This window comes from Tardiphaga sp. 768_D3_N2_1 (assembly GCF_052076105.1).
Classification (GTDB): domain Bacteria; phylum Pseudomonadota; class Alphaproteobacteria; order Rhizobiales; family Xanthobacteraceae; genus Tardiphaga.
This window is the reverse complement of record NZ_CP197245.1, coordinates 3,220,847-3,244,103: the sequence shown is the minus strand read 5'-3', so window position 1 is coordinate 3,244,103 and position 23,257 is coordinate 3,220,847. Positions and strand designations below refer to the sequence as shown.

General features: G+C 62.4%; 24 protein-coding genes and 1 tRNA gene. 15 read left to right on the top strand and 10 right to left on the bottom strand.

Features of this window, described 5'->3' with window-relative positions; translation table 11 throughout:
- Nucleotides 1-34: 34 nt before the first annotated feature.
- On the bottom strand, nucleotides 35-598 hold the full coding sequence (locus AB8A27_RS15355) for a helix-turn-helix domain-containing protein (protein WP_441242631.1): 564 nt from the start codon (nucleotides 596-598) through the stop codon (nucleotides 35-37).
- A 34-nt stretch (nucleotides 599-632) separates the two neighbouring features.
- On the opposite strand from AB8A27_RS15355, the gene AB8A27_RS15350 reads away from it, so the two are divergent.
- From AB8A27_RS15350 to AB8A27_RS15310, 9 genes are all read left to right on the top strand, one after another.
- Nucleotides 633-794 (top strand): hypothetical protein, encoded by a 162-nt coding sequence (locus AB8A27_RS15350; RefSeq protein WP_441242630.1) that lies wholly within the window; start codon nucleotides 633-635, stop codon nucleotides 792-794.
- A 133-nt stretch (nucleotides 795-927) separates the two neighbouring features.
- Nucleotides 928-1,275, top strand: coding sequence for a RidA family protein (locus tag AB8A27_RS15345; protein WP_441242629.1), 348 nt, complete (start codon nucleotides 928-930; stop codon nucleotides 1,273-1,275).
- Between the two features lie 157 nt (nucleotides 1,276-1,432).
- Nucleotides 1,433-2,752 (top strand): MFS transporter, encoded by a 1,320-nt coding sequence (locus AB8A27_RS15340; RefSeq protein WP_092146913.1) that lies wholly within the window; start codon nucleotides 1,433-1,435, stop codon nucleotides 2,750-2,752.
- 96 nt (nucleotides 2,753-2,848) lie between these two features.
- Nucleotides 2,849-3,370 carry an MOSC domain-containing protein gene (locus AB8A27_RS15335; RefSeq protein WP_441242628.1) on the top strand — a complete coding sequence of 174 codons (522 nt, stop codon included), beginning with the start codon at nucleotides 2,849-2,851 and terminating at the stop codon, nucleotides 3,368-3,370.
- Nucleotides 3,367-4,323: a PDR/VanB family oxidoreductase gene (locus AB8A27_RS15330; RefSeq protein ID WP_441242627.1), complete on the top strand. Its 957-nt coding sequence runs from the start codon at nucleotides 3,367-3,369 to the stop codon at nucleotides 4,321-4,323. Before AB8A27_RS15335 ends, AB8A27_RS15330 begins: the two co-directional genes overlap by 4 nt.
- A 287-nt stretch (nucleotides 4,324-4,610) precedes the next feature.
- On the top strand, nucleotides 4,611-5,639 hold the full coding sequence (locus tag AB8A27_RS15325; protein WP_441242626.1) for a 2-keto-3-deoxygluconate permease: 1,029 nt from the start codon (nucleotides 4,611-4,613) through the stop codon (nucleotides 5,637-5,639).
- A 1-nt stretch (nucleotide 5,640) separates the two neighbouring features.
- Nucleotides 5,641-6,891 (top strand): four-carbon acid sugar kinase family protein, encoded by a 1,251-nt coding sequence (locus tag AB8A27_RS15320; protein ID WP_441242625.1) that lies wholly within the window; start codon nucleotides 5,641-5,643, stop codon nucleotides 6,889-6,891.
- On the top strand, nucleotides 6,888-7,889 hold the full coding sequence (gene pdxA / locus AB8A27_RS15315) for a 4-hydroxythreonine-4-phosphate dehydrogenase PdxA (RefSeq protein WP_441242624.1): 1,002 nt from the start codon (nucleotides 6,888-6,890) through the stop codon (nucleotides 7,887-7,889). Before AB8A27_RS15320 ends, pdxA begins: the two co-directional genes overlap by 4 nt.
- Nucleotides 7,890-7,955: 66 nt before the next feature.
- Entirely contained in the window at nucleotides 7,956-8,807 is an 852-nt protein-coding gene (locus AB8A27_RS15310; RefSeq protein ID WP_441242623.1) for a DeoR/GlpR family DNA-binding transcription regulator, read from the top strand.
- Between the two features lie 96 nt (nucleotides 8,808-8,903).
- Here the strand turns inward: AB8A27_RS15310 and AB8A27_RS15305 are convergent, their stop codons facing one another.
- From AB8A27_RS15305 to AB8A27_RS15290, 4 genes are all read right to left on the bottom strand, one after another.
- Nucleotides 8,904-10,217 carry a serine hydrolase domain-containing protein gene (locus tag AB8A27_RS15305; RefSeq protein WP_441242622.1) on the bottom strand — a complete coding sequence of 438 codons (1,314 nt, stop codon included), beginning with the start codon at nucleotides 10,215-10,217 and terminating at the stop codon, nucleotides 8,904-8,906.
- A gap of 174 nt (nucleotides 10,218-10,391) precedes the next feature.
- Nucleotides 10,392-10,805, bottom strand: a complete 414-nt coding sequence (locus AB8A27_RS15300) for a hypothetical protein (protein ID WP_441242621.1) — start codon at nucleotides 10,803-10,805, stop codon at nucleotides 10,392-10,394.
- A gap of 266 nt (nucleotides 10,806-11,071) precedes the next feature.
- On the bottom strand, nucleotides 11,072-13,018 hold the full coding sequence (locus tag AB8A27_RS15295; protein WP_441242620.1) for a glycosyltransferase: 1,947 nt from the start codon (nucleotides 13,016-13,018) through the stop codon (nucleotides 11,072-11,074).
- Complete coding sequence (locus tag AB8A27_RS15290; RefSeq protein WP_441242619.1) at nucleotides 13,015-14,382, bottom strand: HlyD family secretion protein; 1,368 nt, start codon at nucleotides 14,380-14,382, stop codon at nucleotides 13,015-13,017. The genes AB8A27_RS15295 and AB8A27_RS15290 overlap by 4 nt, the downstream gene beginning before the upstream one ends.
- Nucleotides 14,383-14,778: 396 nt before the next feature.
- Here AB8A27_RS15290 and AB8A27_RS15285 point away from each other — a divergent pair, with 396 nt between their 5' ends.
- A complete protein-coding gene (locus tag AB8A27_RS15285; protein WP_441242618.1) occupies nucleotides 14,779-15,225 on the top strand; it encodes a DUF4279 domain-containing protein in 447 nt (148 codons plus the stop codon).
- A gap of 33 nt (nucleotides 15,226-15,258) precedes the next feature.
- Here AB8A27_RS15285 and AB8A27_RS15280 read toward each other — a convergent pair.
- Nucleotides 15,259-15,344, bottom strand: a tRNA-Leu gene (locus AB8A27_RS15280).
- Nucleotides 15,345-15,494: 150 nt separating this feature from the next.
- Here AB8A27_RS15280 and AB8A27_RS15275 point away from each other — a divergent pair.
- Nucleotides 15,495-15,902 carry a twin-arginine translocation pathway signal gene (locus AB8A27_RS15275; RefSeq protein WP_441242617.1) on the top strand — a complete coding sequence of 136 codons (408 nt, stop codon included), beginning with the start codon at nucleotides 15,495-15,497 and terminating at the stop codon, nucleotides 15,900-15,902.
- A 10-nt stretch (nucleotides 15,903-15,912) separates the two neighbouring features.
- Here the strand turns inward: AB8A27_RS15275 and AB8A27_RS15270 are convergent, their stop codons facing one another.
- Together AB8A27_RS15270 and AB8A27_RS15265 are read right to left on the bottom strand one after the other, a co-directional pair.
- The gene (locus AB8A27_RS15270) at nucleotides 15,913-17,079 is read right to left on the bottom strand and encodes an FAD-dependent monooxygenase (protein WP_441242616.1); all 1,167 of its coding nucleotides are present in this window, start codon (nucleotides 17,077-17,079) and stop codon (nucleotides 15,913-15,915) included.
- A gap of 9 nt (nucleotides 17,080-17,088) precedes the next feature.
- On the bottom strand, nucleotides 17,089-17,334 hold the full coding sequence (locus AB8A27_RS15265) for a zinc-finger domain-containing protein (protein ID WP_092146933.1): 246 nt from the start codon (nucleotides 17,332-17,334) through the stop codon (nucleotides 17,089-17,091).
- Nucleotides 17,335-17,575: 241 nt separating this feature from the next.
- Between AB8A27_RS15265 and AB8A27_RS15260 the strand changes: the two genes are divergently transcribed.
- From AB8A27_RS15260 to AB8A27_RS15245, 4 genes are all read left to right on the top strand, one after another.
- On the top strand, nucleotides 17,576-18,754 hold the full coding sequence (locus tag AB8A27_RS15260; protein WP_441244917.1) for a hypothetical protein: 1,179 nt from the start codon (nucleotides 17,576-17,578) through the stop codon (nucleotides 18,752-18,754).
- Between the two features lie 50 nt (nucleotides 18,755-18,804).
- On the top strand, nucleotides 18,805-19,557 hold the full coding sequence (locus tag AB8A27_RS15255; protein WP_092146937.1) for an alpha/beta fold hydrolase: 753 nt from the start codon (nucleotides 18,805-18,807) through the stop codon (nucleotides 19,555-19,557).
- Between the two features lie 226 nt (nucleotides 19,558-19,783).
- Nucleotides 19,784-20,611, top strand: coding sequence for a serine O-acetyltransferase (gene cysE / locus AB8A27_RS15250; RefSeq protein ID WP_441242615.1), 828 nt, complete (start codon nucleotides 19,784-19,786; stop codon nucleotides 20,609-20,611).
- 172 nt (nucleotides 20,612-20,783) lie between these two features.
- Complete coding sequence (locus AB8A27_RS15245) at nucleotides 20,784-21,002, top strand: DUF3126 family protein (RefSeq protein WP_441242614.1); 219 nt, start codon at nucleotides 20,784-20,786, stop codon at nucleotides 21,000-21,002.
- 72 nt (nucleotides 21,003-21,074) lie between these two features.
- Here AB8A27_RS15245 and AB8A27_RS15240 read toward each other — a convergent pair whose 3' ends face one another.
- Both AB8A27_RS15240 and AB8A27_RS15235 read right to left on the bottom strand, forming a co-directional pair.
- A complete protein-coding gene (locus AB8A27_RS15240; RefSeq protein ID WP_441242613.1) occupies nucleotides 21,075-21,725 on the bottom strand; it encodes a response regulator in 651 nt (216 codons plus the stop codon).
- Nucleotides 21,722-23,101: a histidine kinase gene (locus tag AB8A27_RS15235; protein ID WP_441242612.1), complete on the bottom strand. Its 1,380-nt coding sequence runs from the start codon at nucleotides 23,099-23,101 to the stop codon at nucleotides 21,722-21,724. Before AB8A27_RS15235 ends, AB8A27_RS15240 begins: the two co-directional genes overlap by 4 nt.
- Nucleotides 23,102-23,257 lie beyond the last annotated feature (156 nt).

The window sequence follows — 23,257 nt, the reverse complement described above, 5'->3', positions numbered from 1 at the left end:
CCTGCGCGGGGATGACCACAGCGTGTATAGCGCATTAGCGTTCGGGCGATGCCGCCGACACCACCAGCAGCACGTCGGCCTTGGGCTTGCCGATGCTGCGCACCCAGTGCGGGGTCTCGCCGGAAAAGTACAGGCAGTCGCCTTTCTTCAGGATGATCTCTTCATCCTCGATCTTGATCGCCATCTTGCCCGATATGACGAACAGGAATTCCTCGCCCGCATGCGATGCACGCGGTGCGAATTTCAGCGGCGGCCGGATCAGGAACGGCTCCATCATCTTGCGTGTGCGTCCCGCAGCCAGCGCCAGCAGATCGACGCCGTCGTCCTGCATCGGCGTTTGCTGCTCGTCCTGGCGGAACAGCGTGTAGCGCGGGGCCGGTGTCGGGTTGGGATCGAACAGATAGGTGACGTTGACATCGAGCGCGGCGGCGAGGCGCAGCAGCGCGTTCACCGACGGCGTCTTCAAGCCGCGCTCGACAAGCGAGATATAGCCGCGCGTCAGCTCGCTCTGGGTGGCGAGCTGATCCAGCGTCAGTCCCTTGGCGGTGCGTAACTGGCGCAGGTTGAACCCAACCGCATTCTTGCTGACGTCGAGCAACGTCGATCTCCTGATGAAGTGCTCATTCTTTTAGATGGCGGCGGGCGATGGCGAAAGGGCCGTCTCGCCGGTCTCCTTGAAAGAGTTCCAGGGCGGCGCCGGCGTGTTTCTGCTGGAAAACATTGCTGCAGAAATTTCCAGCATGGGCAAGGATAATTTAGGCAAACCTGCCCGAAAACGGCGATTTATAGCCTGACCTATGTGCATCTGTCGCATTCTGCCGGTTTAGGCATCAGATGCCGATTTTCGTGACGTTGATTTCTGTCAGTAAACCTGTTGGATTTTGATAACGGGAATATGTCCTCAGAAAACGACACGAAGGCAGATATATGATCAAGCGTTTGAAGCCCGGTAAGCGGCTCAGCATGGCCACTATTCATGGTGGTCTCGTTTATCTCGCAGGACAAGTGCCGGACGATCTGTCTGTCGGCGTCGAGGCGCAGGCCAGTGAAGTGCTCGCCAAGATCGACGCGCTGCTGAGCGAAGCCGGCACCGACAAGTCATCGATCCTGAGCGCCACGGTGTGGCTGCCGAACATTGCCGATTTCGCGGCTTTCAACACGGTCTGGGATGAGTGGGTGCCGGCAGGCGCATCGCCCGCACGCGCCTGTGTGGAAGCGCGGCTCGCCAATCCGTCGATCCGCGTCGAGATCGCAGCCATCGCTGCGATTCCCTAGGAATCGCTGCCATTCCTTAAGCGTCCCCGACGCCTGCGCTGAGGCGACTGAAAGAACAGCGAAAGTTCACGAGAAGACCCGGACTGCGCCGCGAGATGTCGCGGCACGGAACGAGCCCACGCGCCTGAAACTGAACATGTCTTTTGAAGGAGTGAACATGACCGTCGCAGAAGAATTCAATACAGTCACTGCCGTGTCGGAGAATCCCGACGACGCGGCCATGCGCAAGATCGTATGGTCGAGCGTGATCGGCACCGCCGTCGAATGGTACGACTTCCTGATTTACGGCGCGGCCACCGCGCTGGTGTTCAACAAGGTGTTCTTCGCTGCCGGCGATCCGGCGCTTGCGACCATCGCGGCCTTCGGCACCTATGCCGTCGGCTTCCTCGCGCGTCCGCTCGGCGCGGCGATCTTCGGTCATTATGGCGACCGCGTCGGCCGCAAGGCGATGCTGGCGATTACCATCATGGTGATGGGCCTCGGCACTTTCGCCATCGGCCTGCTGCCGACCTACGCACAGATCGGCATCGCGGCGCCGATCCTGCTCATCGCACTGCGCTTCCTGCAGGGCATCGGCCTTGGCGGCGAGTGGGGCGGGGCCGTGCTGATGGTGGTCGAGAATTGTCCGACGCATAAACGCGGCTTCCTCGGCAGCATGGTGCAGGTCGGCAATCCCGTCGGCAATCTCGCGGCCATCGGCATGTTCGCGCTGGTCTCGCAACTGCCCGAAGAAGATTTCATGAGCTATGGCTGGCGCATTCCGTTCCTGATCTCGATCCTGCTGGTCGGCGTCGGCCTGTGGATCCGCATGAGCATGGAAGAGACGCCCGCGTTTCGCGCCATCAAGGCCAAGAACGAAGTCGCCAGGATGCCGATCGTCGACATCTTCAAGTATCATCGCCGTCCGTTCTTCACGGCAGTCGGTCTGAAGATCTCGGAAATCGCCTATGCCTCGATCGCCGGCGTGTTCATCATGTCCTATGCGACGTCGAAGCTCGGCCTGTCGCGCGGCCTCGTGCTGAACGGTGCCTTCATCGCGTCCTTTGTCGCATTGTTCTCGATCCCGTTCTTCGGCTGGCTGTCGGACAAGGTCGGGCGCAAGACGATGTTCTATGCGAGCTGCGCGTTCTGCGCCGCCTTCGCATTCCCGATGTTCTGGCTGCTCGACACCCGCGATCCGACCATCGTGATCCTCACCATCGTTGTCGCGATCTCCTTCGGCCAGATGGTGATGTTCGGCATCGGCGCGCCCTGGTATTCGGAACTGTTCACCGCCAAGCTGCGCTATAGCGGCGCGTCGCTCGGCTTCCAGGTCGGCGCGGCCATCTCGGGCGGCCTCAGCCCGCTGATCGCGGCTTCGCTGATGACATGGGCCGGCGCGACCTGGCCGGTGTCGATCTTCCTCATCGTCTGCGCCTGCATCACCGCGATCGCGACATCCTTCGCGCCGGAAATGGCGAACAAGGAACTGACCTGACGGTCCTTGCCTGACGCATCGGGGCGGCAGCGCGTCTGTCGCCCCGACCCGTCCAACAATCGCTGCGATGATCTGATCTGCAGAAGGAATTGAGCGATGCTCGATACGTTGACGCCAAAATCCGCAACCGGCGCCGTGGTCCCGTCATGGACCGGCGTTGTGCGCTATCTCCACATCACGCCGCGCGCGTTCCTGCCGATGCGCGAAATGCCCGAACTCACACTGGTCGCCGGCAAGGGCATCGAGGGCGATCGCTACATGATCGGCCGCGAGGAGGGGTTCTATTCGCACAAGCCGGAAGAAGGGCGGCAGGTGACGCTGTTCGAATACGAGACGCTGGTGGCGCTGAAGCGCGATCACAATATCGATCTCGGTCCCGAGGAACATCGCCGCAATGTCACCGTATCCGGCGTGCCGCTGACGCATCTGGTCGGCCGCCAGTTCTGGCTCGGCGAGACGCTGCTGGAGTCGACGCGGCTGTCGATCCCGTGCCGGCATATCGAGGAGATCACCGGCAAGGCGATCTTCGATCCGCTGATCAACCGCTCCGGCCTCAACTGCAAGATCCTGCAAGGCGGCACCGTGCGCGTCGGCGATGCCGTGCGGAACATGCAATGAGCGCGCTGCCAAACACCAAAGTCAGGACCATCGTCGATACGATCGAGGATGGCGGCCAGGGCATCAAACTGTTCTCGCTGGTCGATCCCGATCGCTGGGAGCTGCCGCCGTTCCGGCCCGGCGCGCATATCGATCTGCATCTGCCCGGCGGACTGGTGCGGACCTATTCGCTCTGCAACGATCCCGTCGATGACAAGCGCTATGTCGTTGCGGTGAAGCGCGAGGCCGAAGGGCGGGGCGGCTCCATCGTGCTGCATGATGCGGTCAAACTCGGCGACACCATCGGCGTGACGTTGCCGCGCGGCGGGCTCGATCTCTCCACTGAAGTGACGCGCTTCACTTTCATCGGTGGCGGCATCGGCGTCACGCCCTTCCTCTCTGCCGCGGCCTGGCTCAAGCGCATGGGCCGTTCGAAGTTTACGCTGCACATGATTGCGCGCGGCGAGCCGCCGCTGGCCGATCTGCTCGCGCCGCTGCGCAAGTCCGGCCATCTGGTGATCCACGACACGTCGAGCGGACAGCGCCCGGATATCGCGGCGCTGGTCGGCCGGCCACTGTCGGATGTTGCGCTCGCCTGCTGCGGCCCTGACGGCATGATCGATGATTTCGAACAGGCGTCACGCGACTGGCCCGCCGATCGCGTTCATATCGAACGCTTCGTGCCGCCGCCGCTGCCAGTCGATCCCGACGCCAAGCCCTATGTGCTCGCGCTGGCGAAATCGAACCGGGAAATCACCGTGGCCGCAGGGCAGACCATGCTGTCGGCGCTGACAGATATCGGCATCGATGTCCCCGCGTCGTGCTGCGGCGGCATCTGCGGTTCCTGCAAGGTGGACTGGCTCGAAGGACAGCCGGTGCATCGCGACCGTGTGCTGTCGCCGGCCGAGCGCGAACGCAGCCTCCTGGTCTGCGTGGCGGGTTCCGCAAAAGACCGTCTGGTTCTCGACCTCTAATTCACCGATCGGGCAGGCAGCAGGCGGCGACGGTTGATCCGTTGCCGCCTGTTTGCGTTCGATCCCGTGCATGGCAGGGCCCGCCGTTCCGGTCGGCGGAACGGGCGCTGTGGATGGCTTACGGACATACCTTGGTCATTTAACTAATTTTTAGAAATTGCGCAATTTGCGCAAAAAGTGTTTGATGTCTGCGCAATTTGCGCATATCGGGCGATGTGCGCAGGGGCTCCTGAGGGAAATTGCGCAGAATAATCAGTGACGCGCAGGACGCGGGAAGGAAATAGACCATGCAGATTCCAATTAAGCGGGCGATTGAGAAGGTGCCCGGCGGCATGATGACGGTGCCGCTGCTGATCGGCGCGCTGTTCGCGACCTTTGCCCCCAACACCCCGAAATTCTTCGGCTCCTTCACCGGCGCGCTGTTCTCCGGCGGCGCTCTCAGCATTCTCGCCGTGTTCTATGTCTGCATGGGCGCGAGCATCGACTTCAAGGCGACGCCTTACATCGTGAAGAAGGGCGGCGCCCTGATGATCGTGAAGGTCGGTACCGCAATTATCCTGGGCCTGATCTTCGGTCGCTTCCTCGGCGAAGCTCCGGTCACCGCCGGCATCTTCGCAGGCGTCTCGACGCTGGCGATCGTCGCCGCCATGAACGACACCAATGGCGGTCTCTACATGGCGCTGATGGGCCAGTATGGTCGCCCGCGTGACGTCGGTGCCTACAGCATCATGACGCTGGAAAGCGGTCCGTTCCTCACCATGGTGACGCTCGGCGTCGCTGGTCTGTCATCGTTCCAGTGGCCCGCGCTCGTCGGCGCGATCCTGCCGCTGGTGGCCGGCATGATCCTTGGTAATCTCGATCGCGAGCTGCGTGACTTCCTCAGCAAGGCCGTGCCTGTGATGATCCCGTTCTTCGCCTTCGCGCTCGGCACCGGTTTGAACCTGACGCAGGTCTGGCAGGCGGGTCTGCTTGGCGTCGGCATGGGCGTTGCGGTCGTCATCGTGACCGGCATTCCGCTGTTCCTCGTTGATCGTCTCACCGGCGGCAACGGCGTCGCGGGTGTTGCTGCGGCATCCACCGCTGGCAATGCGGCGGCTGTGCCTGCGATCGTTGCTGCGGCCAATCCGGCCTATGCGGCTGCTGCCGGTCCGGCGACCATTCTCATCGCGGCCTGCGTGGTCGTGACTGCGATCCTGACGCCGATCCTCACCTCGTGGGTTGCGGGCATCGTCGGCCGTGATGTCGAGCCGGAAGCAGAGGCGATGACGCCTGCTGCGCCGGTTGTCGCAGCGCCCGCACCAGCGGTTGGGCACTAAGATGACGGGTCGCTGGCTGATCCTCGCTGACGATCTCACCGGTGCAGCAGACTGCGCCATCGCCTTCGGTCGCCGGGGCCTTGCGGCTGCCGTGACCTGGGGCGAGATCGCAGGTGCCGGGGATCGCCAGCATCCGGTTCTCTCCTATGATGCAGCGAGCCGCGGCCTGTCGGCCGAGGCCGCTGCGCATCGGCATGCCGAGATATTGCAACAGTTGATGGAGCCGGATCGGCTCCTGTTCAAGAAGATCGACTCCACGCTGCGCGGACAGCCGGCCTCCGAGACAGCAGCTGCGCTGGCGCATCTCAAGGCGCAGTCCGGTTCGGCCTTCGGCATCTTCGCGCCGGCCTTTCCCGCGACCAACCGCACCACGATCAATGGCCGCGTTGTCGTCAATGGCCGTCCGCTTGAAGAGGCCGAGGTCTGGAAGCGCGATCACACCTATGACAATGCCGATATCGCCGATGTACTGGCCTCTGCCGGCGTGCGCAGCGAGAAGGTGCTGCTCGGGACCATTCGCGGCAGCGATCTCAAGGCGCAGCTCGCGCGTATCGCATCTGGCGATAGTGTCGTTGCGATCTGCGATGCGGAGACGGAGCACGACCTGCATCTGATCGCGGAAGCCAGTCTGAAGATTTCACCGGCGACGCTGTTCATCGGCAGTGCCGGCCTCGCGCATGCGCTGGCTGAGCTCGATGACGCCAGCGCCGCCGAGAAGCTCGAAATTCCGACGAGCCCATATGGCACCCTGATTGTCGTCGGCTCGCTCGCCGGCGCGTCGCGCTCCGCCGCGCGCAAGCTGGTCGCCAGTGGCACTATCATCCATCTGCCGGTCACGCCGGAAGTCTTGCTCGGCGACAAGGCAGGACAGGCGGCGCTGGCCACGCGCGTGACCGAGGGACTGACCGCAGGCGGCGATGTGCTGGTCGAGATCGTGATGGATGACAATCCGAAAATGTCGCTCGGCCCGCGGCTCGCGCAGAATCTTGCCGATGCGCTGATGCCGGTGGCGCCCAGCATCGGCGCCTTTGCGGCGACCGGCGGCGAGACCGCCGCAGCATTGCTGTCGCGCTTCGGCGTCAACGGCATCCGTCTTGCCGACGAGATCGAGCCCGGCGTTTCGCTGGGTCTTACGCTTGGCGCACTGTCAGTTCCGATCGCCACCAAGGCCGGCGCCTTCGGCGACGAGAACAGCCTGATCAAAATTCGCGAACGTCTTCACACCGTCCGAACTCAAGGAAGCTTCACATGACCCGTCCGACCATTGCGATCACCATGGGCGATCCCGCAGGCATCGGGCCCGAAGTGATCATGAAGGCCTTCGCCCATCCCGAAATGCTGGCGATGTGCAATCCGCTGGTGATCGGCGATGCCAATCGCTTGCGCAAGGCTGGCGAGATCGTCGGCGCGAAAATCGGCGTCGACTCGCTCGCTGACGCCAAGGCGGCGAATTTCGACGCCAAGGCGGTGCAGTGCGTGGATCTGAAGATCGTGCCCGATGACCTGCCGTTCGGACAGAACTCCCCGATCGCGGGCGAGGCGGCTTACCGCTTCATCGAGAAGGCCGTCGAGATTGTCCAGGCCGGCATCGCCCAGGGCATCTGCACGGCGCCGCTGTCCAAGGAAGCGCTGCATGCGGCTGGCCACAAATATCCAGGCCATACCGAACTGCTCGCGCATCTCACCGGTACGCCGGAAGTGTCGATGATGCTGGTGTCGCCGAAGCTGCGCGTGATTCACGTCACGACGCATATCGGCCTGATCGATGCCATCAGGAAGATCGAGCCGGGTCTGGTCGAGCGCGTCATCACACGCGGTCACGACGTGCTGGTGAAGGCCGGCATCAAGAATCCAAAGATTGGCGTCTGTGCCATCAATCCGCATGCCGGCGAGAACGGGTTGTTCGGCTATGGCGAGGAAGCCGAGAAGATCACGCCGGCCGTGGAAGCCTGCCAGAAGAAGGGCTGGGACGTGCGCGGTCCGCTGCCGGCGGACACGCTGTTCTTCCTCGCCGGTCGCGGTGACTACGACATGGTGGTGGCGATGTATCACGATCAGGGTCATGGCCCGATCAAGGTGCTGGGTCTGGAATCCGGTGTGAATATCACGGTCGGCCTTCCGGTGATCCGCACCTCGGTCGATCACGGCACCGCCTTCGACATCGCCGGCAAGGGCATCGCCGACGAGCGCAGCCTTCTCGAGGCCTTGCGGCAGGCGGTGGATCTCGCGCCGGGCGCCAAGGCGGCTTGACAAGCTCCTCCGTCATGCCCGGCCTTGTGCCGGGCATCCACGTCTTGTTACTTCACGAAGACGTGGATGGCCGGGACGTCAAGCGAAGCTCGCTTCGCGCTGCCCGGCCATGACGAAACGCCGGTGAATACCAGGTTGAGGGGGCCGGATTCGATGTCGATGCGCAGCAAGGAGCGGCACGCCCGCCTGTTGGACGCCCTGAATGCAGGAGAGATCGATGTCGACGATCTCGCGCGGCGCTTCGGCGTGTCCGGCTCCACCGTGCGGCGCGACCTGCAGCATCTCTCCAAGAACAACGCGGTGCGCCGCACTTACGGTGGTGCGATTCTCACCGGCCATGTCGCCGAGACCACGCTCGATCAGCGCTTCGCCGTGCAGGGTAAGGAGAAGCAGGCCATCGCGCGCGCCGCGATCGACCTCATCGAGGACGGCGACACGCTGATCCTCGATGCCGGATCGACCGTTGCGGCTTTCGGCAAGCTGCTATTGCAGCGCCGCCTGCGCATCATCACCAACAATATCGCGCTGCTGCCGTTTCTCGCCAAAGCGCCAAGCATCGAACTCGTGGTGCTGGGCGGCGCGCTGCGCGCGACCAGCATGAGCACCATGGGGCCGCTGGCCAGCGACGCGCTGCGCCGCATGACGGCCGACCGCGCCATCATGAGCGCCGACGGTGTCGTCAGCACCCGTGGCCTGTGCGAGGCCGATCTCGATCAGGTCGCGCTGAAGTCGCTGATGATGCAGCAGTCCAAGGACGTCATCGTGCTCGCCGACGCCGGCAAGCTCGGCCGCGCCGAACAGGACGCCTGGGCGCCGCTGCCGCCGCGCTGGACGCTGGTGACGGGCGCAGGTGCCTCTGCGGAGCAACGCAGGCTGATGGAGAGTGCAGGGGCGCGTATCGTGGTGGCGGGCGGGTAGGCGCGGCCGCTGCGTTCTACGACTGAAGCGCGAGATGGCGGGCTTGAGACGCATAAGGTTCTAGGACGCGGACTCATTAAGCCGCAGCCATAGTTATCAGCCTAGCTGATCGACCAATGCCGACCATAGAGCCCATTGTTCGCCTCGATGTACCGGGTCCTCAATTGCAGTGTGCACCATGACGACCTTAGAGGTCGGATCAACGCAAATATACTGGCCCTTGAATCCTAACAACGCGAACTGCCGCCTCTCACCGGGAAACAACCACAAGAGATAACCGTAGCCCAATTTCTTCGTCGCCGCGACCGGTCGCAGATAGTCATCCGAAGCTCGAACGGTGGTTGCATCGATCATCCATTGCGTCGGAACGATCTGCTTGCCATCCCATGCGCCATCATGCGCCAGCAAGCGTCCTAGCCGGGCGTAATCGCGCAGAACGGCATTGAAGCCAAAGTGCCCCAGTTCGAAGCCTTCTGCGTCTACCAGCCAATTGGCATCCGCTTCCGCGCCGATCGGCTCCCATACTTTCTCGCGTAGATAGTCAGATGCTGACTTGTTGACAGCACCGTGAAGCACCATGCCGAGCACGTCGGCTTCTATGCTCGCGTAGTAAAATCTCGTTCCCGCTGGGGCGACACGCTGATTGAACTGCACAATGCTCTTAACCGTACCCAACTTTGAGTCCGGGAACGCGATCCCCATGCCGTTCCATAGGCGATTGAGGTCACGTCCTCCGTCTCTTGTTTCACCGAAATCGACGCCTGAGGACATGTGCAGAAGATCGCGAATTGTCGTCCTGCCGTACTCGCTACCCATAAAACCCGGTACATAACTTTCGGGGGTATCATCGACCGACTTAATCGCCCCCTCCGAGATGGCGATCCCGATCAACAGTCCGGTTATCGTCTTGACCATCGACTGGGATACGAACCGATCTTGATCAGTTCGCGCGTACTGATAGCCCTCGAAGATAATCTGGTCGTCCTTGGCGATCAGCAGGCCAGTGGCCGGATTGCGCGACATGTAGTCGAGGGGCGAAAACTTGCTCCCCTGAAAATGGTAGTGAACGTCTGCCCTCGAGCACTTGAACTTCCAAGGCGTCGCAGCTCGCCTGATGAGCCGCGTTTGATAGATGTGATCGATATGGGTGAATGCGCCGACACGGTATTTTGGCTCCCAAGGGTCGCCTTGCCTCCGCGCCTCCGTAATGTCGGGAAGAGGATAACCATCTTTGGCGCCGTAAAGCTCGGCGTTTGGACCTGTTGTGGAGAAAATCGGACCGGCGCAGTCTTGCGTTTCGCCGGGTGAAACTGGTTTCGCGGTTGCGGGAATCGGACCGGCAAACGCACAGGCGACCGTAGCAGCCAGCGATGACACAGCCTTGCGACGGGAATATTGCGGCGCCGACATGACGTCCCCCAAAGATTCCCGCAAGTAGAGATCAAAATGGGTGGAAACTTCAAGGAGTATGTCTCCTATTGGCCCAGCGCGACATATTGCGCTACCGCCCAAACTCGGTCGCTATAGGGGCAAAGCAGACATTGCTTTAGTCGCATCACGCCGCCGTGTTTATGGGTACACGGCCTAGTACCGTCTCAACAGGCCGCGCGCCGCGCTGATATCACCGTAGTCGGCACAGGCCGCTTTCGGGTTTTTGATGAGGTCTGCCCGGAGCCGCTTGGACGTTCTGCTGGCCGCCTCAAACACTTCGGGACGAAATTTACTTCTATCGTAGTCTTCGCCGTCGTAAGCCTTTATGGCCGCGGCATAGGCGTCGATCATTGCCATCGCGGCAGCAGGGCTTCCAAGAAGTCTGGCGCCGAGTTGAACGCCGTGGGCGCCGTCGGCCTCGTATCCGCTGCATCGTTGTTCGAGCACCGCGGCTGCGGTGACAAGTTGGTCAAGGAACGTCGCCTCGGCGTCGGTGAGTATTGCGGCATCTGCCCGTCCTGGCGCGATCATCGCGAGCAGCGCAATTGCTGGCAGTTTGATTTTCATTGCCATTGCTCTCCCCGAAAATCCCGGTGTCACAAGACACACGCTCCGACGATATGACCAAGCTTGATGCAAACGGATGGGCGAAGCAGGACGTGCAAGTCGAGCGCTCTTTAGCTTATTGCGCAGCAGCCTGGTGATGAGGCTTGACGTAGATCAACGAACAGCCGCCGTTTCCTTGCTGCAACCATATCGGTTCAACCCAGGGAACGCCGAAATGCGAAAGTGTGCTGTAGGCCGTTCCGGCGCCGTGCCGATACGGCTATGGTTCAATTGAACAGTCGCATCAATAAGGCTTTGCCAACCGGGACTGCCCGGACACCGTGAAAGGCGCGAACATACTCTCCTGCGTAAAAGGCGCGGACGACGCGAATTCGCGTTGCGGCGGCTTCTTCGAAGCGAACACCGAAACCATCACTCGTGCGTCGCATGACCGTTGCCGACACATTCTGACCGTATACGTTGCACTTGAGAACAGTCCCCACTTGCGGCGGCGCAGGATCGATGAAGCGAGCACCGGTGATCGAGATGTCTGCCATGCGAACCAGCCGCGGGGCGCTGTCCTCGTGAATGAGGACGGGCTCATCGCGCTCAAATCGCTCGGCCTTCCGACGGCGAGGCTGCTCGATACAGATGAAGCACACGATCGCGAGGACGACGCAGTTGTACAAACTCCAGCCAAGCGCCAGTCCGCCGTAAGCAATACTCTCTCCCTTCAGATTGATAATGAAGGCGTAAGCGATCGCCAGCATGGTGATCAGCAGCGCAGATCCATAAAGCCGCAGAAGCGGCCACTCGATGAACCTCTGATTGCGATCGCCGCCTTTGGCGGTGACCTTGAACTTGTGACCCTTTGGTTTGATCAGGCCCGTGATGATTGCTTTCAGGACTGCGGGTGCCGCGATGTATTGCGAGACGTCCGTCATGATCGCCAGTGAGCGGCCGCGGGAAATCCAGGTCATCGTAAATGCGTGCCAGACGTAGAAGGGCAGGAAGTATGACAACAGCTCGGAGAGATCGGCGTAGATCGCCTTGATCCCGAACAGGAGATAGAGCCACGGCACGATCAGGCCGAGCATCTTCGTTCCATAAGCCCCGGCCCAGCTCATGAAAGCGTCGACGAGCGAAAGCCGGTCGATGAAAGCGAGTCTCGATTGCGATGAAAAGGGCCCGCTTCGGCCTCTTACGATTTGCATGAAACCGAGGCACCATCGACCGCGCTGGGTGATGTATTCCTTGAGGCCTTCGGGCGCCAATCCAAGCGTAAGCCGTTCGTTCAGATAGACCGTGTGATAGTTACGCTCCTTCAGACGCAATGTGACGAGATAGTCCTCGGTGACCGAGTCCGTCGGGAATCCACCGATCTCCATGAGGCTTGAAAAGCGGATTACCGAGGAGGTGCCGCAGCAGAAAGCCACCCCCCAGGCGTCTTTGGCCGGCATCAGAATATCAAAAAAGAAACGTTGCTCGTCGGGCCACACCTCGGTGGCGGCCAGATTGGACTGGATCGGATCCGGATTGATAAAGTGCTGCGGCGTCTGCACAACGCCAATGGTCTTGTCTTCCATCAAACTGGTCGTGCGCGTGAGAAACTCCGGCAGGGGAACGAAGTCGGCATCCAGGATGGCTACGAAATCCGGTTTGTCTTGTAGTCCAGCGACGTGGCGCAAAGCGTGATTGATGTTACCCGCTTTTGCATGCTGATTGTCCGGACGGGTCAGGTAATGACAGCCGAGTACTTCGGTCAGGCGTTTGAGCCATAACCGTCGCCCGTCATCCAGGACCCAGACACGATAGTTGCCGTATTCCAGTCCCGTGGCGCCGATGATCGTGCGTTCGAGGATCGCTTGCTCCTCGTTGTATGTGCAGATGAAGACATCGACGAGCGGAACCCGCGCGGCGGCCGCGGCTTTTTTTATTGCAGCCTCGACGTCGGCAGAGCGATCAATCGTTCGGCTGAGAAACAGCATCGACAGGCAGACAGCAAGTAACGAGGCAGCCTCAGCCAGCATGAAGGGGTAGCCGACGAGAAAGTCGGCGGTAAAGCCGGGCGGCGGAAGCGTCTGCGTGACACGCCACACGAAGTATCGGATCAGCAGAATGACGGATATCCCGGCCATCAATGATCGGGCGAACGTGCTGTCGCGCTTCAGCATCGGCGCGATCGCGAGACAAGCACCGAGAGTGGCGATGCCTGGTGCGAAGGCTGAGATCATGGGTTCGACGTGCCGTGATCGAACACGACCCGTCCCGTGCGCCCCACTGCACAGTCTTTGCCCGTGGTATCGAGATTGGGCATCGAGACCGTCACACGATAGGGTTCCTTGTTCAGCGTGTCGGGATTGATGGCCAGGTTCGCGGGCGCACCAGATGCGCCAGTGAGATTCACGATCGACCCCTCTATCGCCGGACTGCCGTCATTCGGCTCAAAAGTCGCCTGCTCGCTCAGCCTGAGCCTGTTGTAAACACGTTCGGTGACATTCGCCGTTACCACAGCGCCGCTGCAATCAAGTAGCTTCAGCAATGGTTGTCCGGCCCGGACATCCTCGCCTGGCGACGTCATCATCTCCCAGATCCGGCCAGTCACGGGCGCTTTGATGTCCGCTTCCGATCGACTGACATAGAGCAGTTGCTCGGACGCGATCTCGCTTGCGAGCCATGCGATCTGGGCATCCGCATGCGCCAGATCGGCTTTGAGATCATTCGCACGTTGCCGCATCTCTTCTTCGCGCTGGGCCGAACTTGGGCGGTCATTGTAGCTATCGCCAAGATATGTGCCCTTCTGCGCGGCAATGAGCTCGATCTTGGCGGCATCGAGTCTTCGGCGCGCGCCGATCTCGGTTTGCTGGGCGACCGATTGCTCCCGGGTCAAGCGGGCGAATTCCACGCTGGAGACGCTGCCCGACTTGATCAGCGACGATGCCCGCTCGACGGCGGCGGTCGCCTCTTCCCGCCGGGACGCAGCGGCTTCGATCGCCGACTGTATTTCAGCGATGCGTGCTTCCAGTTGGAGGCTACGGCCTTCCTTGAATTGGGAGGCCTGCCGCGCGAGATCTTGCTGCGCGGCTTGAGCCGAGGCGAATTTGGTCGCCAGACTCGGACGCTCATTGTCCAGTCGCGACATCTGTCGTCTGAGATCATCCAGCCGGTTTCGATCGCCCCGCGCATTCACGACGCGCAGGAGGAGGTCACCTTCATTCACTGCGCTCGACGTCGAACGGCCGGACTTCGAACTGACTTCGCCATCGATCGGCGACCTCAGCGTCACGAGCCTGGCATTGACCACCGCCTCCACGCTGGAGGTTTGCAGGACTGCTCTGAGTGGCAGCCATCCGAACACGGCGACAATGGTGAGACCGGCAGCGATCTTCAGCACCCGCCGAACGGTGCTGTTTGAGTGCGGAGGCGTTGTCGGATCAGGCGAACTGCGGTTTGCCGGCTCGTCGATATCCGGCTTCAGTCGATCTTCCAGATCGCGCTGCAAACCCCTGGCGCCGGGATCGAGGGACTGGACATCGTCCTCGACAACGGATGAGGGGGCGAAGCCGGAGGAAAATTGAGTCTTTTGCGCACGATCCATGGCAGCCGAGCCCGAATTGTCGGAGAGCGGACCAATTCGGTCCCTTCGAAGCGATTCCATGTCAGGTGAGTAGAGTGTGCCCCCGCTTAAGAGCCCGCTAAGGTAGACCCCGCATCTTTCGATAAAACTGCAGCAATCCGGGGGTACCATTCTCCGAACAACCGCTATTCCCGATACGTTCAGAACCGAACGCTACGCCGCGCTGACGCGACTGTCGGGATCTCGCGAACCACAACGGTTTCGGTTGGAAAACGTTTGCTGGCCGGGGCGGAAAAGCTATGCAGATCAATAGGGCGGACGTGGCGGAACTGGTAGACGCAAGGGACTTAAGATAAGTCGAGTTGCACGCGTTGACTAAGACTCGACCGTCTAGGTTTGTGGACCTGAGGTGCCTTCATGTCGGAAGCGTATGGCTCGAAAGAAGGGGGGAGGCGTTTCGACGTTGAGCTTTTTATTATACACCCCACACTTCGCCCAGATGATATTTCCGCGGCGCTCGGCCTAGACGCGCATTTTTCTCATGGCGTGGGTGAGCCTCGGGTCACACCAAAAGGAAATTCCTTGCCGGGCACTTACAGTGACACGCGATGGCGGCACACGGTACGGCACACTGTCCAAGATCAGCGGTTCGCGCAGCAGATCGCCGATTTCGTTAATAGCATGAAGCCTCATAGCGAGACGTTCGCTAAGCTGAGAGCCAGCGGTGGGCGAACAAATCTCGTTTTTCAGTTCCTTGGCGACGGCTATTTTGGTGATGAGATTCGTCGCGACACGCTATCGACGATGATTGAACTGGGACTGAATTTTCAGATTGAATGCTTCGCGGACCCACAAACGGGTTAAGGCCGCTCATGTATCTAGCTAACTTTGCGGTTTTGGTGCCCCCTGCCGGACTCGAACCGGCACGCCCAGAGGACTCAAGATTTTAAGTCTTGTATGTCTACCAATTCCATCAAGGGGGCAGGCTGCGCTTCCTTACCTTTAAAATCGCCGGCCGCCAAATCGCTTATGAGATCAGGCAAATAGTCGGCGGGAGCAGGCAGCTTCAGCCTCAATCCGGCCACCGGCGGCTGCTTTACGCAACTTCAATCCTGCCCGGCTAGAAAGTCCCGATGATCGCATCTCCCTCCCGTTCCCGCCTGCCGACGCACGCTGCCGCGCTGGCGTCGTTGCTCGTTCTGGCCAGCTATCTCGGCGGCTGCGCCAGCATGGGCGATGGCATGGTGTCGGGCGCCTTCGTCGATCCCGCGAAATATGACCTCTACGACTGCAAGCAGCTCGAGACCGAGCGCAAAACGCTGGCGACGCGGACGGCCGAATTGCAGGGGCTGATCGACAAGGCCCAGACCGGCGCGGGCGGGGCAGTGGTCAGCGAACTCGCTTATCGCAACGATTACATCTCCACGCGGGCGCAGGCCAAGCTGGCGGAAGAGAACTGGCAGAAGAGCAAATGCGTCGCGAGCGCGCCGGTGGCGCCGCCTCCCGCTGCACCGCGCCAGCGATCCGGCGCGCGTTCCTGAGCCGTCCGGCTCAAAGCTTCCAGTTATAGATCCAGTCCTGCCGCGCCTGCAGACGGCCTGCACCCAGCGCGCGCATCGTCAGATCGCGCGCCAGCGCCATGGGCCCGCGCAGATGATAGATCTGGCCGGATTGCCGGGCGGTGCGCTGGACATGGGCCACGCGTGGCTGCCGCAGCATCGCGTAGCGTGCCAGTGCGGGCGCAACCGCTGCCGCATCTTCGCCGACCGTCGCGAGACATTCCGCCAGCACCGCCGCATCCTCGATGGCCATGCCGGCGCCCTGCGCGGCGAATGGCAGCATCGCATGGGCGGCATCGCCGAGCAGCGCCACGGGGCCTTCGTGCCACATGCCGCCGTCCTGCATCGTGAACAGCGGCCAGCGCCGCCAGTTATCGATGCGCTCGATCATGGCGCGTGCATTGGCGGGCCATCGCGATGCTGCAAAATGTCGGCGGATCTCGCTGGCGTCGCCGGCATCGTTGCTGCCGGGCTGCATCACGGCGCCGGGCATGATCGCGACCATGTTGATCCGCTCGCCCGATGACACCGGATAGACGACGAGATGGGCCTTCGGCCCCATCCAGAGCTGGACGCCATCGGGGATCAGGTGCCTGTCCAGCCGGCTCGTTTCCAGCGTCCCGCGCCAGGCGATCAGGCCGGAGAATTGCGGTCGCGTCTCGGGAAACACCTGTCGCCTGACGGTCGACCATGCGCCGTCGGCGCCGATCAATGCGAGCGCAGACTCGTCGTTCACGGCAATGCCGCCGGGCATTGCACGGAAACTTTCCACGGGACAACCGAGGCGCAGTTCGATGTCGGGATGCGCCGTGACAGCGCCAAGCAATGCCGATTGCAGATCGGCGCGATGCACCAGCCAGTAGGGGGCGTCATCGCGGGCGCTGCCGAGCGGCAGGCGGATCACTTCGCCGCCGCTGCGCGCGGTCATGATGCTCACACTGGCGGGCGTCGTGACATAAGGCGCAAGGCGCGGTTGCAGGCCGAGGCCGATCAGTATGCGGGTCGCATTGGGCGAGAGCTGCAGTCCGGCGCCGACCTCTTCGAGCCGTCCGGTCTTCTCACAGATGAGGACGCGAAACCCTTTGGCGACCAGCGCCAGCGCGGCCGTCAATCCGCCGATGCCCGCACCAGCGATCACGATGGTGCGCGGGGCCGTCACGGCCGGAAATCAGGCGACCTTGTCTTTCACCACGCATTCCGGCGGACGCGACTGGCCGGCAGCGAGATCGGCGGCAAAGCGGTACAGGGTCGAGCAATACGGGCAGATGATCTCGTTGTCGTTGCCGAGATCGAGGAAGACATGCGGATGGTCGAACGGCGGATTGGCACCCACGCACATGAATTCCTGCGAGCCGATCTCGATGATCGGAACGCCGGCGTCATTGTGAAAGTGCGGAACCACGTGGTCGGACATCTTCTCTACCTTTGCTCGCAACAGCCGCGGGCGTTATGAGCCTGCGCGCCATTCAGTGCGGCGCACCATACTGGTCCGGAACCATGATTCCTAGACCGCGCAGGCGTCATTCAGCCGTGGAAATTCGACACAATTCGGGTGTCTCCGAATAGCCCTTCTTTCGTCGGGGCGGTTGTGTCCCCGAGATGACGCACCATGTCTGAGAGGTGCAGGAATAGGGATGAGGTGGGGCTTTTCCACGATGTGGTTCCGACTCGATACAGCTTTGACAGGGGTAGCGGTCTGCGCGACCGCTGGACTGCTGCTGTGGCCGCATGCCCGCGATGCCGGCGCCATGCTGGCCGCCCAGGATGACCCCGTCGCTCTGGCCGATGCGCAACTCAGCTCTGCATTGCGGAATGATCCCGGGATACTTGCGCGCAATGTGGAAGATGCGCTTGCTGCGAAAGACGCCGATCTGGCGAAAAGCTTTGCCGATGTTGCCGCCGCCAGGAATATTCAACTGCCGGAGGATCTCTCCCGGCGCGTGACCGAGGCGGTTGCGGACGAGAATTCCGCGTCCCATTTCGCCAGCCGCTTTGCGACCGGGTTCGTCACCGGTACGGCCGATGATGTCGGCAGCCTGTCCGGTACCGTGGCCGGCGACCTCTTCGTATTCGGCGATATCCGCGACGTGGTGCGCGAAGGCAAGCACATGGCGATGGGGGAGGATACCGATCACCTCATTCTCGGCCTTGCTGCCGCAGGCCTCGCCGTGACCGCCGCGACCTATGTCAGCGTTGGCGGCGTGGCGCCCGTGCGTGCAGGCCTCACGCTGGTGAAGGATGCGCGCAAGGTCGGCCGGATCGGCGAGGGCCTCACCACCTGGGCGGCGCGCTCGGCACGCGGCGTGGTGGACGGACCGATGCTGCGCGCGGCGGTGGCCGATGCCTCCGTGCTGCGGCCGGGCAAGACGATCACGGCGGTGAAAGCCGCATTCCGCACCGAGAAGGCCGGCGGCATCGTCCGTCTCGCAGGGGATGTTGGCCGCGTCGGCGAAAAGGCCGGCACGCGCGGCGCGCTCGATACGCTGCGTATCGCCCAGAGCCCGAAGGACGTCACGCGCGCCGCGCGCCTTGCCACCGCCAAAGGCGGCCAGACCCGCGCGATCATGAAGATGTTCGGTCGCGGCGCGCTGCTGCTGGCGGCGGGCGCGTTCAATCTGTCCATGTGGGTGTTCTGGGCATTGTTCGCGCTGCTCGGGTTTGTCGCGTCGATCAAGGCCACCACCGAGCGCATCACCTGGTCGTGGCTGCAGCGTTCCAAGGCGAAGCGGGCGCAGCGCGAGCTGACGGTACGACAGGACGCATTACTCAGGGACATGGCTCTCCGCCATCCGGCGCCGGCTCACTCACTGGCGCCGGTACTCGTCCACGGGTAAACTGCGCGCTTCCCACCACATTCATTCTCTCAGTCAAAACGGAATTCTGGATGCCGAGCTTTCACAACGGCGCTGTCGAAATTGCTTATCTCGATGAAGGCGAGGGCGATCCGATCGTTCTCGTGCACGGCTTTGCATCGAGCAAGAACGTCAACTGGGTCTATCCGACCTGGGTGTCGGAGTTGAAGAAGCACAATCGCCGCGTCATCGCGCTCGACAATCGCGGCCATGGCGATTCCAGCAAGCTCTACGATTCCGAACAATACAGCATCGGCGCGATGGCGGCCGATGTGCGCGCGCTGCTCGCGCATCTCGGCATCGCCCGCACTGACATGATGGGCTATTCGATGGGCGCGCGCATCACTGCCTATATCGCCTATAGCCATCCCGAATTGATCCGCAGCGCGATCTTCGGCGGTCTCGGTATCGGCCTCATCAAGGGCGGTGGTCCCGGCGAGAACGTTGCGCTTGCGCTCGAGGCGGACTCGCTCGACGACGTCACCGATCCCGTCGGCCGCACCTTCCGCGCTTTCGCCGATCAGACCCGTTCGGACCGCCGCGCGCTCGCAGCCTGTCTGCGCGGCTCGCGCCGGCTGATGACGAATGAGGAAGCCGCCGGCATCAAGGTGCCGCTGCTGATCGCGGTGGGAACGACGGACGAGATCAGCGGCTCCGCGCAGGAGTTGCAGAAGGTCATCGCCGGCTCCGAAGTGCTGGATATCCCGAACCGCGATCACATGCGGGCGGTCGGCGATCGCGTTTACAAGGAAGGCGTGCTGGATTTCCTGTCCCGCCGCCCGTGATGACAATTGGCGAGGGGCGCATCTTGTTTTGATCACACGAGCGCCCACTTCTGATGCACGCCCGGTTTGTGGGCGGGGTGGGGTCGCCCCGGGAACGCCTGCGCTTTCAAGGTGTTAGCGAGGGATTGCCGGGTAAGCCACCGTTCACGATGGCAGGAGCCGTGTCACGACAGCGATACGTCTTGTGCTATAGTCGACGCCCTATTCAGGAAATTGCGAGTCCGCCATGGCCGTGCAGAGCATCAATCCGCAGAACTCAAAACTCGCAACGCTGGATCCGATCTGGGATCGCATCCGTTCCGAGGCGGAGGACATCGTCCATCGCGAGCCTGAACTTGCATCCTTCATCTATTCGACCGTGCTGCATCACAACCGTCTGGAAGATTCGGTGGTGCATCGCGTTTCCGAACGTCTCGATCACGCGGCGCTGTCCGGCGACCTGATCCGCCAGACCTTCGACGAAGCGCTGCGCGATGAGCCGGATCTTGGCAATGCGTTCCGCGCCGACCTCGTCGCCGTGTTCGACCGCGATCCGGCCACCACGCGCTTCATCGATCCGCTGCTGTACTTCAAGGGCTTCCATGCCATCCAGGCGCATCGTCTGGCACATTGGCTTTATGGCAAAGGCCGCAAGGATTTTGCGTGGTATCTGCAGAGCCGCTCGTCGGCCGCCTTCCAGACCGACATCAATCCCGCCGCCAAGATCGGCCGCGGAATCTTTCTCGATCACGCGACTGGTTTTGTCGTCGGTGAAACCGCTGTCGTTGAAGACGATGTCTCGATCCTGCATGGCGTCACGCTCGGCGGCACCGGCAAGGAAAACGAGGATCGTCATCCGAAGATTCGCCGCGGCGTGCTGATTGGCGCCGGCGCCAAGATTCTCGGCAATATCGAGGTCGGCCATTGCGCGCGCATTGCCGCGGGCTCCGTCGTCGTCAAGCCCGTGCCGCACAACGTCACCGTGGCGGGCGTGCCGGCGAAGATCGTCGGCGAAGCGGGCTGTGCGGAGCCGTCGCGCACCATGAACCAGATGCTGAACGCGATCGGACTCTGATTTTCGTGCCTGTGATTTTGGGCTTGCGATTTTCAGGCACTGATTTCGCACGCGTTTTCGTTCGCCTGTGGGATCGCGTGATTTTTCGAGAAACGGCCTAGCCGTGGCCGTCATCTCGCATTAAAGCTTCTCTCCATCAGCTCAACAGACATCAACTGCATTGGAGACACCTGTGGACGTTCAGGAAGTCAGAAAGCTCGACGCCTATCTCAAGCGCGTGTTCGGCAACCCGAAGCTCCGCGTGGTGCCGCGCCCGAAGAAGGACGACTCCGCCGAAGTCTATATCGGCGAAGAATTCATCGGCGTGCTGTTCGTCGATGACGAAGACGATGATCGCTCGTTCCAGTTCCAGATGGCGATCCTGGAAGAAGACCTCGTCGATAACGACTGAGGCTGCGCCTTGCCCCCGCCTGGCGGCGGCGAGGTCGCGCAAGCGCTGCACAGGCCTCGCGCTCTGTGCACGCTAGGCCGCGTTGTCCGGCGCGACCAGGCCGGCGGCGGTGGCAAGCCAGACCAGATGCGCGTCGGTGCGCGCGCCGATCTTCGATTTGATCTGGTAGTGATAATTCTGCACGGTCTTGGTGCTCAGATTGAGCGATGTCGCAATCTGCTCCGTGGTCCAGCCTGACGCCACCAGCCGCAGGATTTCCGTTTCGCGCGGCCCGAGATCTTCCACCAGCGACCGTTCGTTGCCGAGCCGCTCGCTGGCGATTTCGCGCGCGATGTCTTCGCTCAATGCGCGTCCGCCGCCGGCGACGGTGGCGATGGCGCGCACCAGTTCGTGCGGTGCGCTGCTCTTTGTGATGTAACCGCAGGCGCCAGCCTCGAACGCTTTCAGCGCGAACGCAGCGCTCGCATGCATGGTGAATACCAGCAGGCGCGCGGTGCGATCCCATTGCCGGATATGCCGGATCGCTTCCAGCCCGCCGGGGCCGGGCAGCGACAGATCCATGACCACCACGTCCGGGCGCTCTGCCTGATAGGCGCGATAGGCCGCAGCGGCATCCTCGGCCTCGGCACTCACGCGAAAACCGGCCTGCCGCTCCAGTAGCCGGCGATAGCCTTCGCGCACCACCGGATGGTCATCGACCAGCAGGATGCTGACGGCGGTCATGCCGCCGCCTGTCGCGGCTGCAGCGGAATCACCGCGGCCACGCGGATACCGTGTGCCGCCGGAGCGATCGACAGGCTGCCACCGAGCGCGGCGATGCGTTCGCGGATGCCGAGTATGCCGTGGCCGGAGGCGGTGTGGGCCTGCGTTGCGTCGCCGCCGCCGTCATCCTCGACGCTGACGGCGACGGCGTCGCGGACCTCTTCCCCATGGTTGATGCGGAGATGGACGTGCTGCGGCCGGCCGTGACGTGCGGCGTTGGTCAGGCATTCCTGCGCGATGCGGTAGATGTTGACGGCGGCTTCTGCGGGGACGGCGGTGAGATCGCCGGTCACGTCGAGATGAAACACCGCGCGCCGCGTCGTGCTCGCATTCCACTGCGCCACCAGTTGCACGAGGCTGGCCTGCAATCCCAGTTCCTCGAGATCCTGCGAGCGCAGCCGCGCCAGCGCGCTGCGCAGTGTCGTCATCATCTGGCCGGTGATGCGGGCGATGGCGCGGGCATCGTCGGCGAGATCAGGACGGGACGGCGCGGCGCCGGTCTCGATGGCTGCGGCGAGCGCCGCGGTGGCGGTGAGGCACTGGCCGAACTCGTCGTGCAGATCGCGCGCCAGTGCGCGGCGTTCTTCTTCCTGGACCTGAAACAGTCGCTTGGTCAGTGCGACGCGTTCTGCGGTGGTGGCTGCAAGACGGCCGGCGAGATCGTTGACGGCGCGGGCGATATGGCTGAATTCGGTGGCGCCGAAAGCGGGCAGGCGATGGCGATGGTCGCCATGCTCGAGACGGCGCAAGCCATGTACGATGCTTCGGGCCGGCATTAGCGCATGGCCGATCAGGAGGATCGCGAGCAGGCTGATGCCCAGCGCCATCGCCGCGGCGACGCTGACCATCACGGTCACCTGCCGCCAAGCCTGACGCACGGCGGCGACGGGTTCGACACGGGCTTGCACGGTGCCGGCATCGCGCTGTCGCACGGTAAGCGGCCGCGTCACCGTGGCATGCGGCCCGAACAGCGCGCCGTAGAGACGGACGAACCATGACGGCGCCGGGCTGCCGATGTCTTCGGTCTGGCTGCACAGATCGAAGGGCGGTGCGCTGCCGAGCCGGAAGTCGATGCACACGCCTGGCGCGATCACCTTCATGGTGGCCATGGATTTCCAGTCCGGCAGCGGCAGCAGTGCATCGCGGTAAGTGCCATCGCGCCACAGCAATTCGCGCCAATACAGGTTCTGCAGGGTTGCCGCGACGCGGTCGGCGGAGGCGGCAGTGTCGGCCTCGATGGTGCGGTGCGCATCGACCAGAATCCATCCGACCGTACAGGCCAGACAGAGCAGCACCACAGCGACGAGACGAAGGACGAGATGTATCAGCAGGCGCATGATCACATTCCCCGCGGTCGGACGTTGATATTAAAGCGACACGCGCCGCGGTCTGGCAAGCGGTCCCTGCGTCGTTTGGGCAATTTGCCCGGCGTGTGACGGGTGCAATGCCCTTGGAGGCTCAGTCGTACAGACGGCAGATTGAAGCCAACCGCC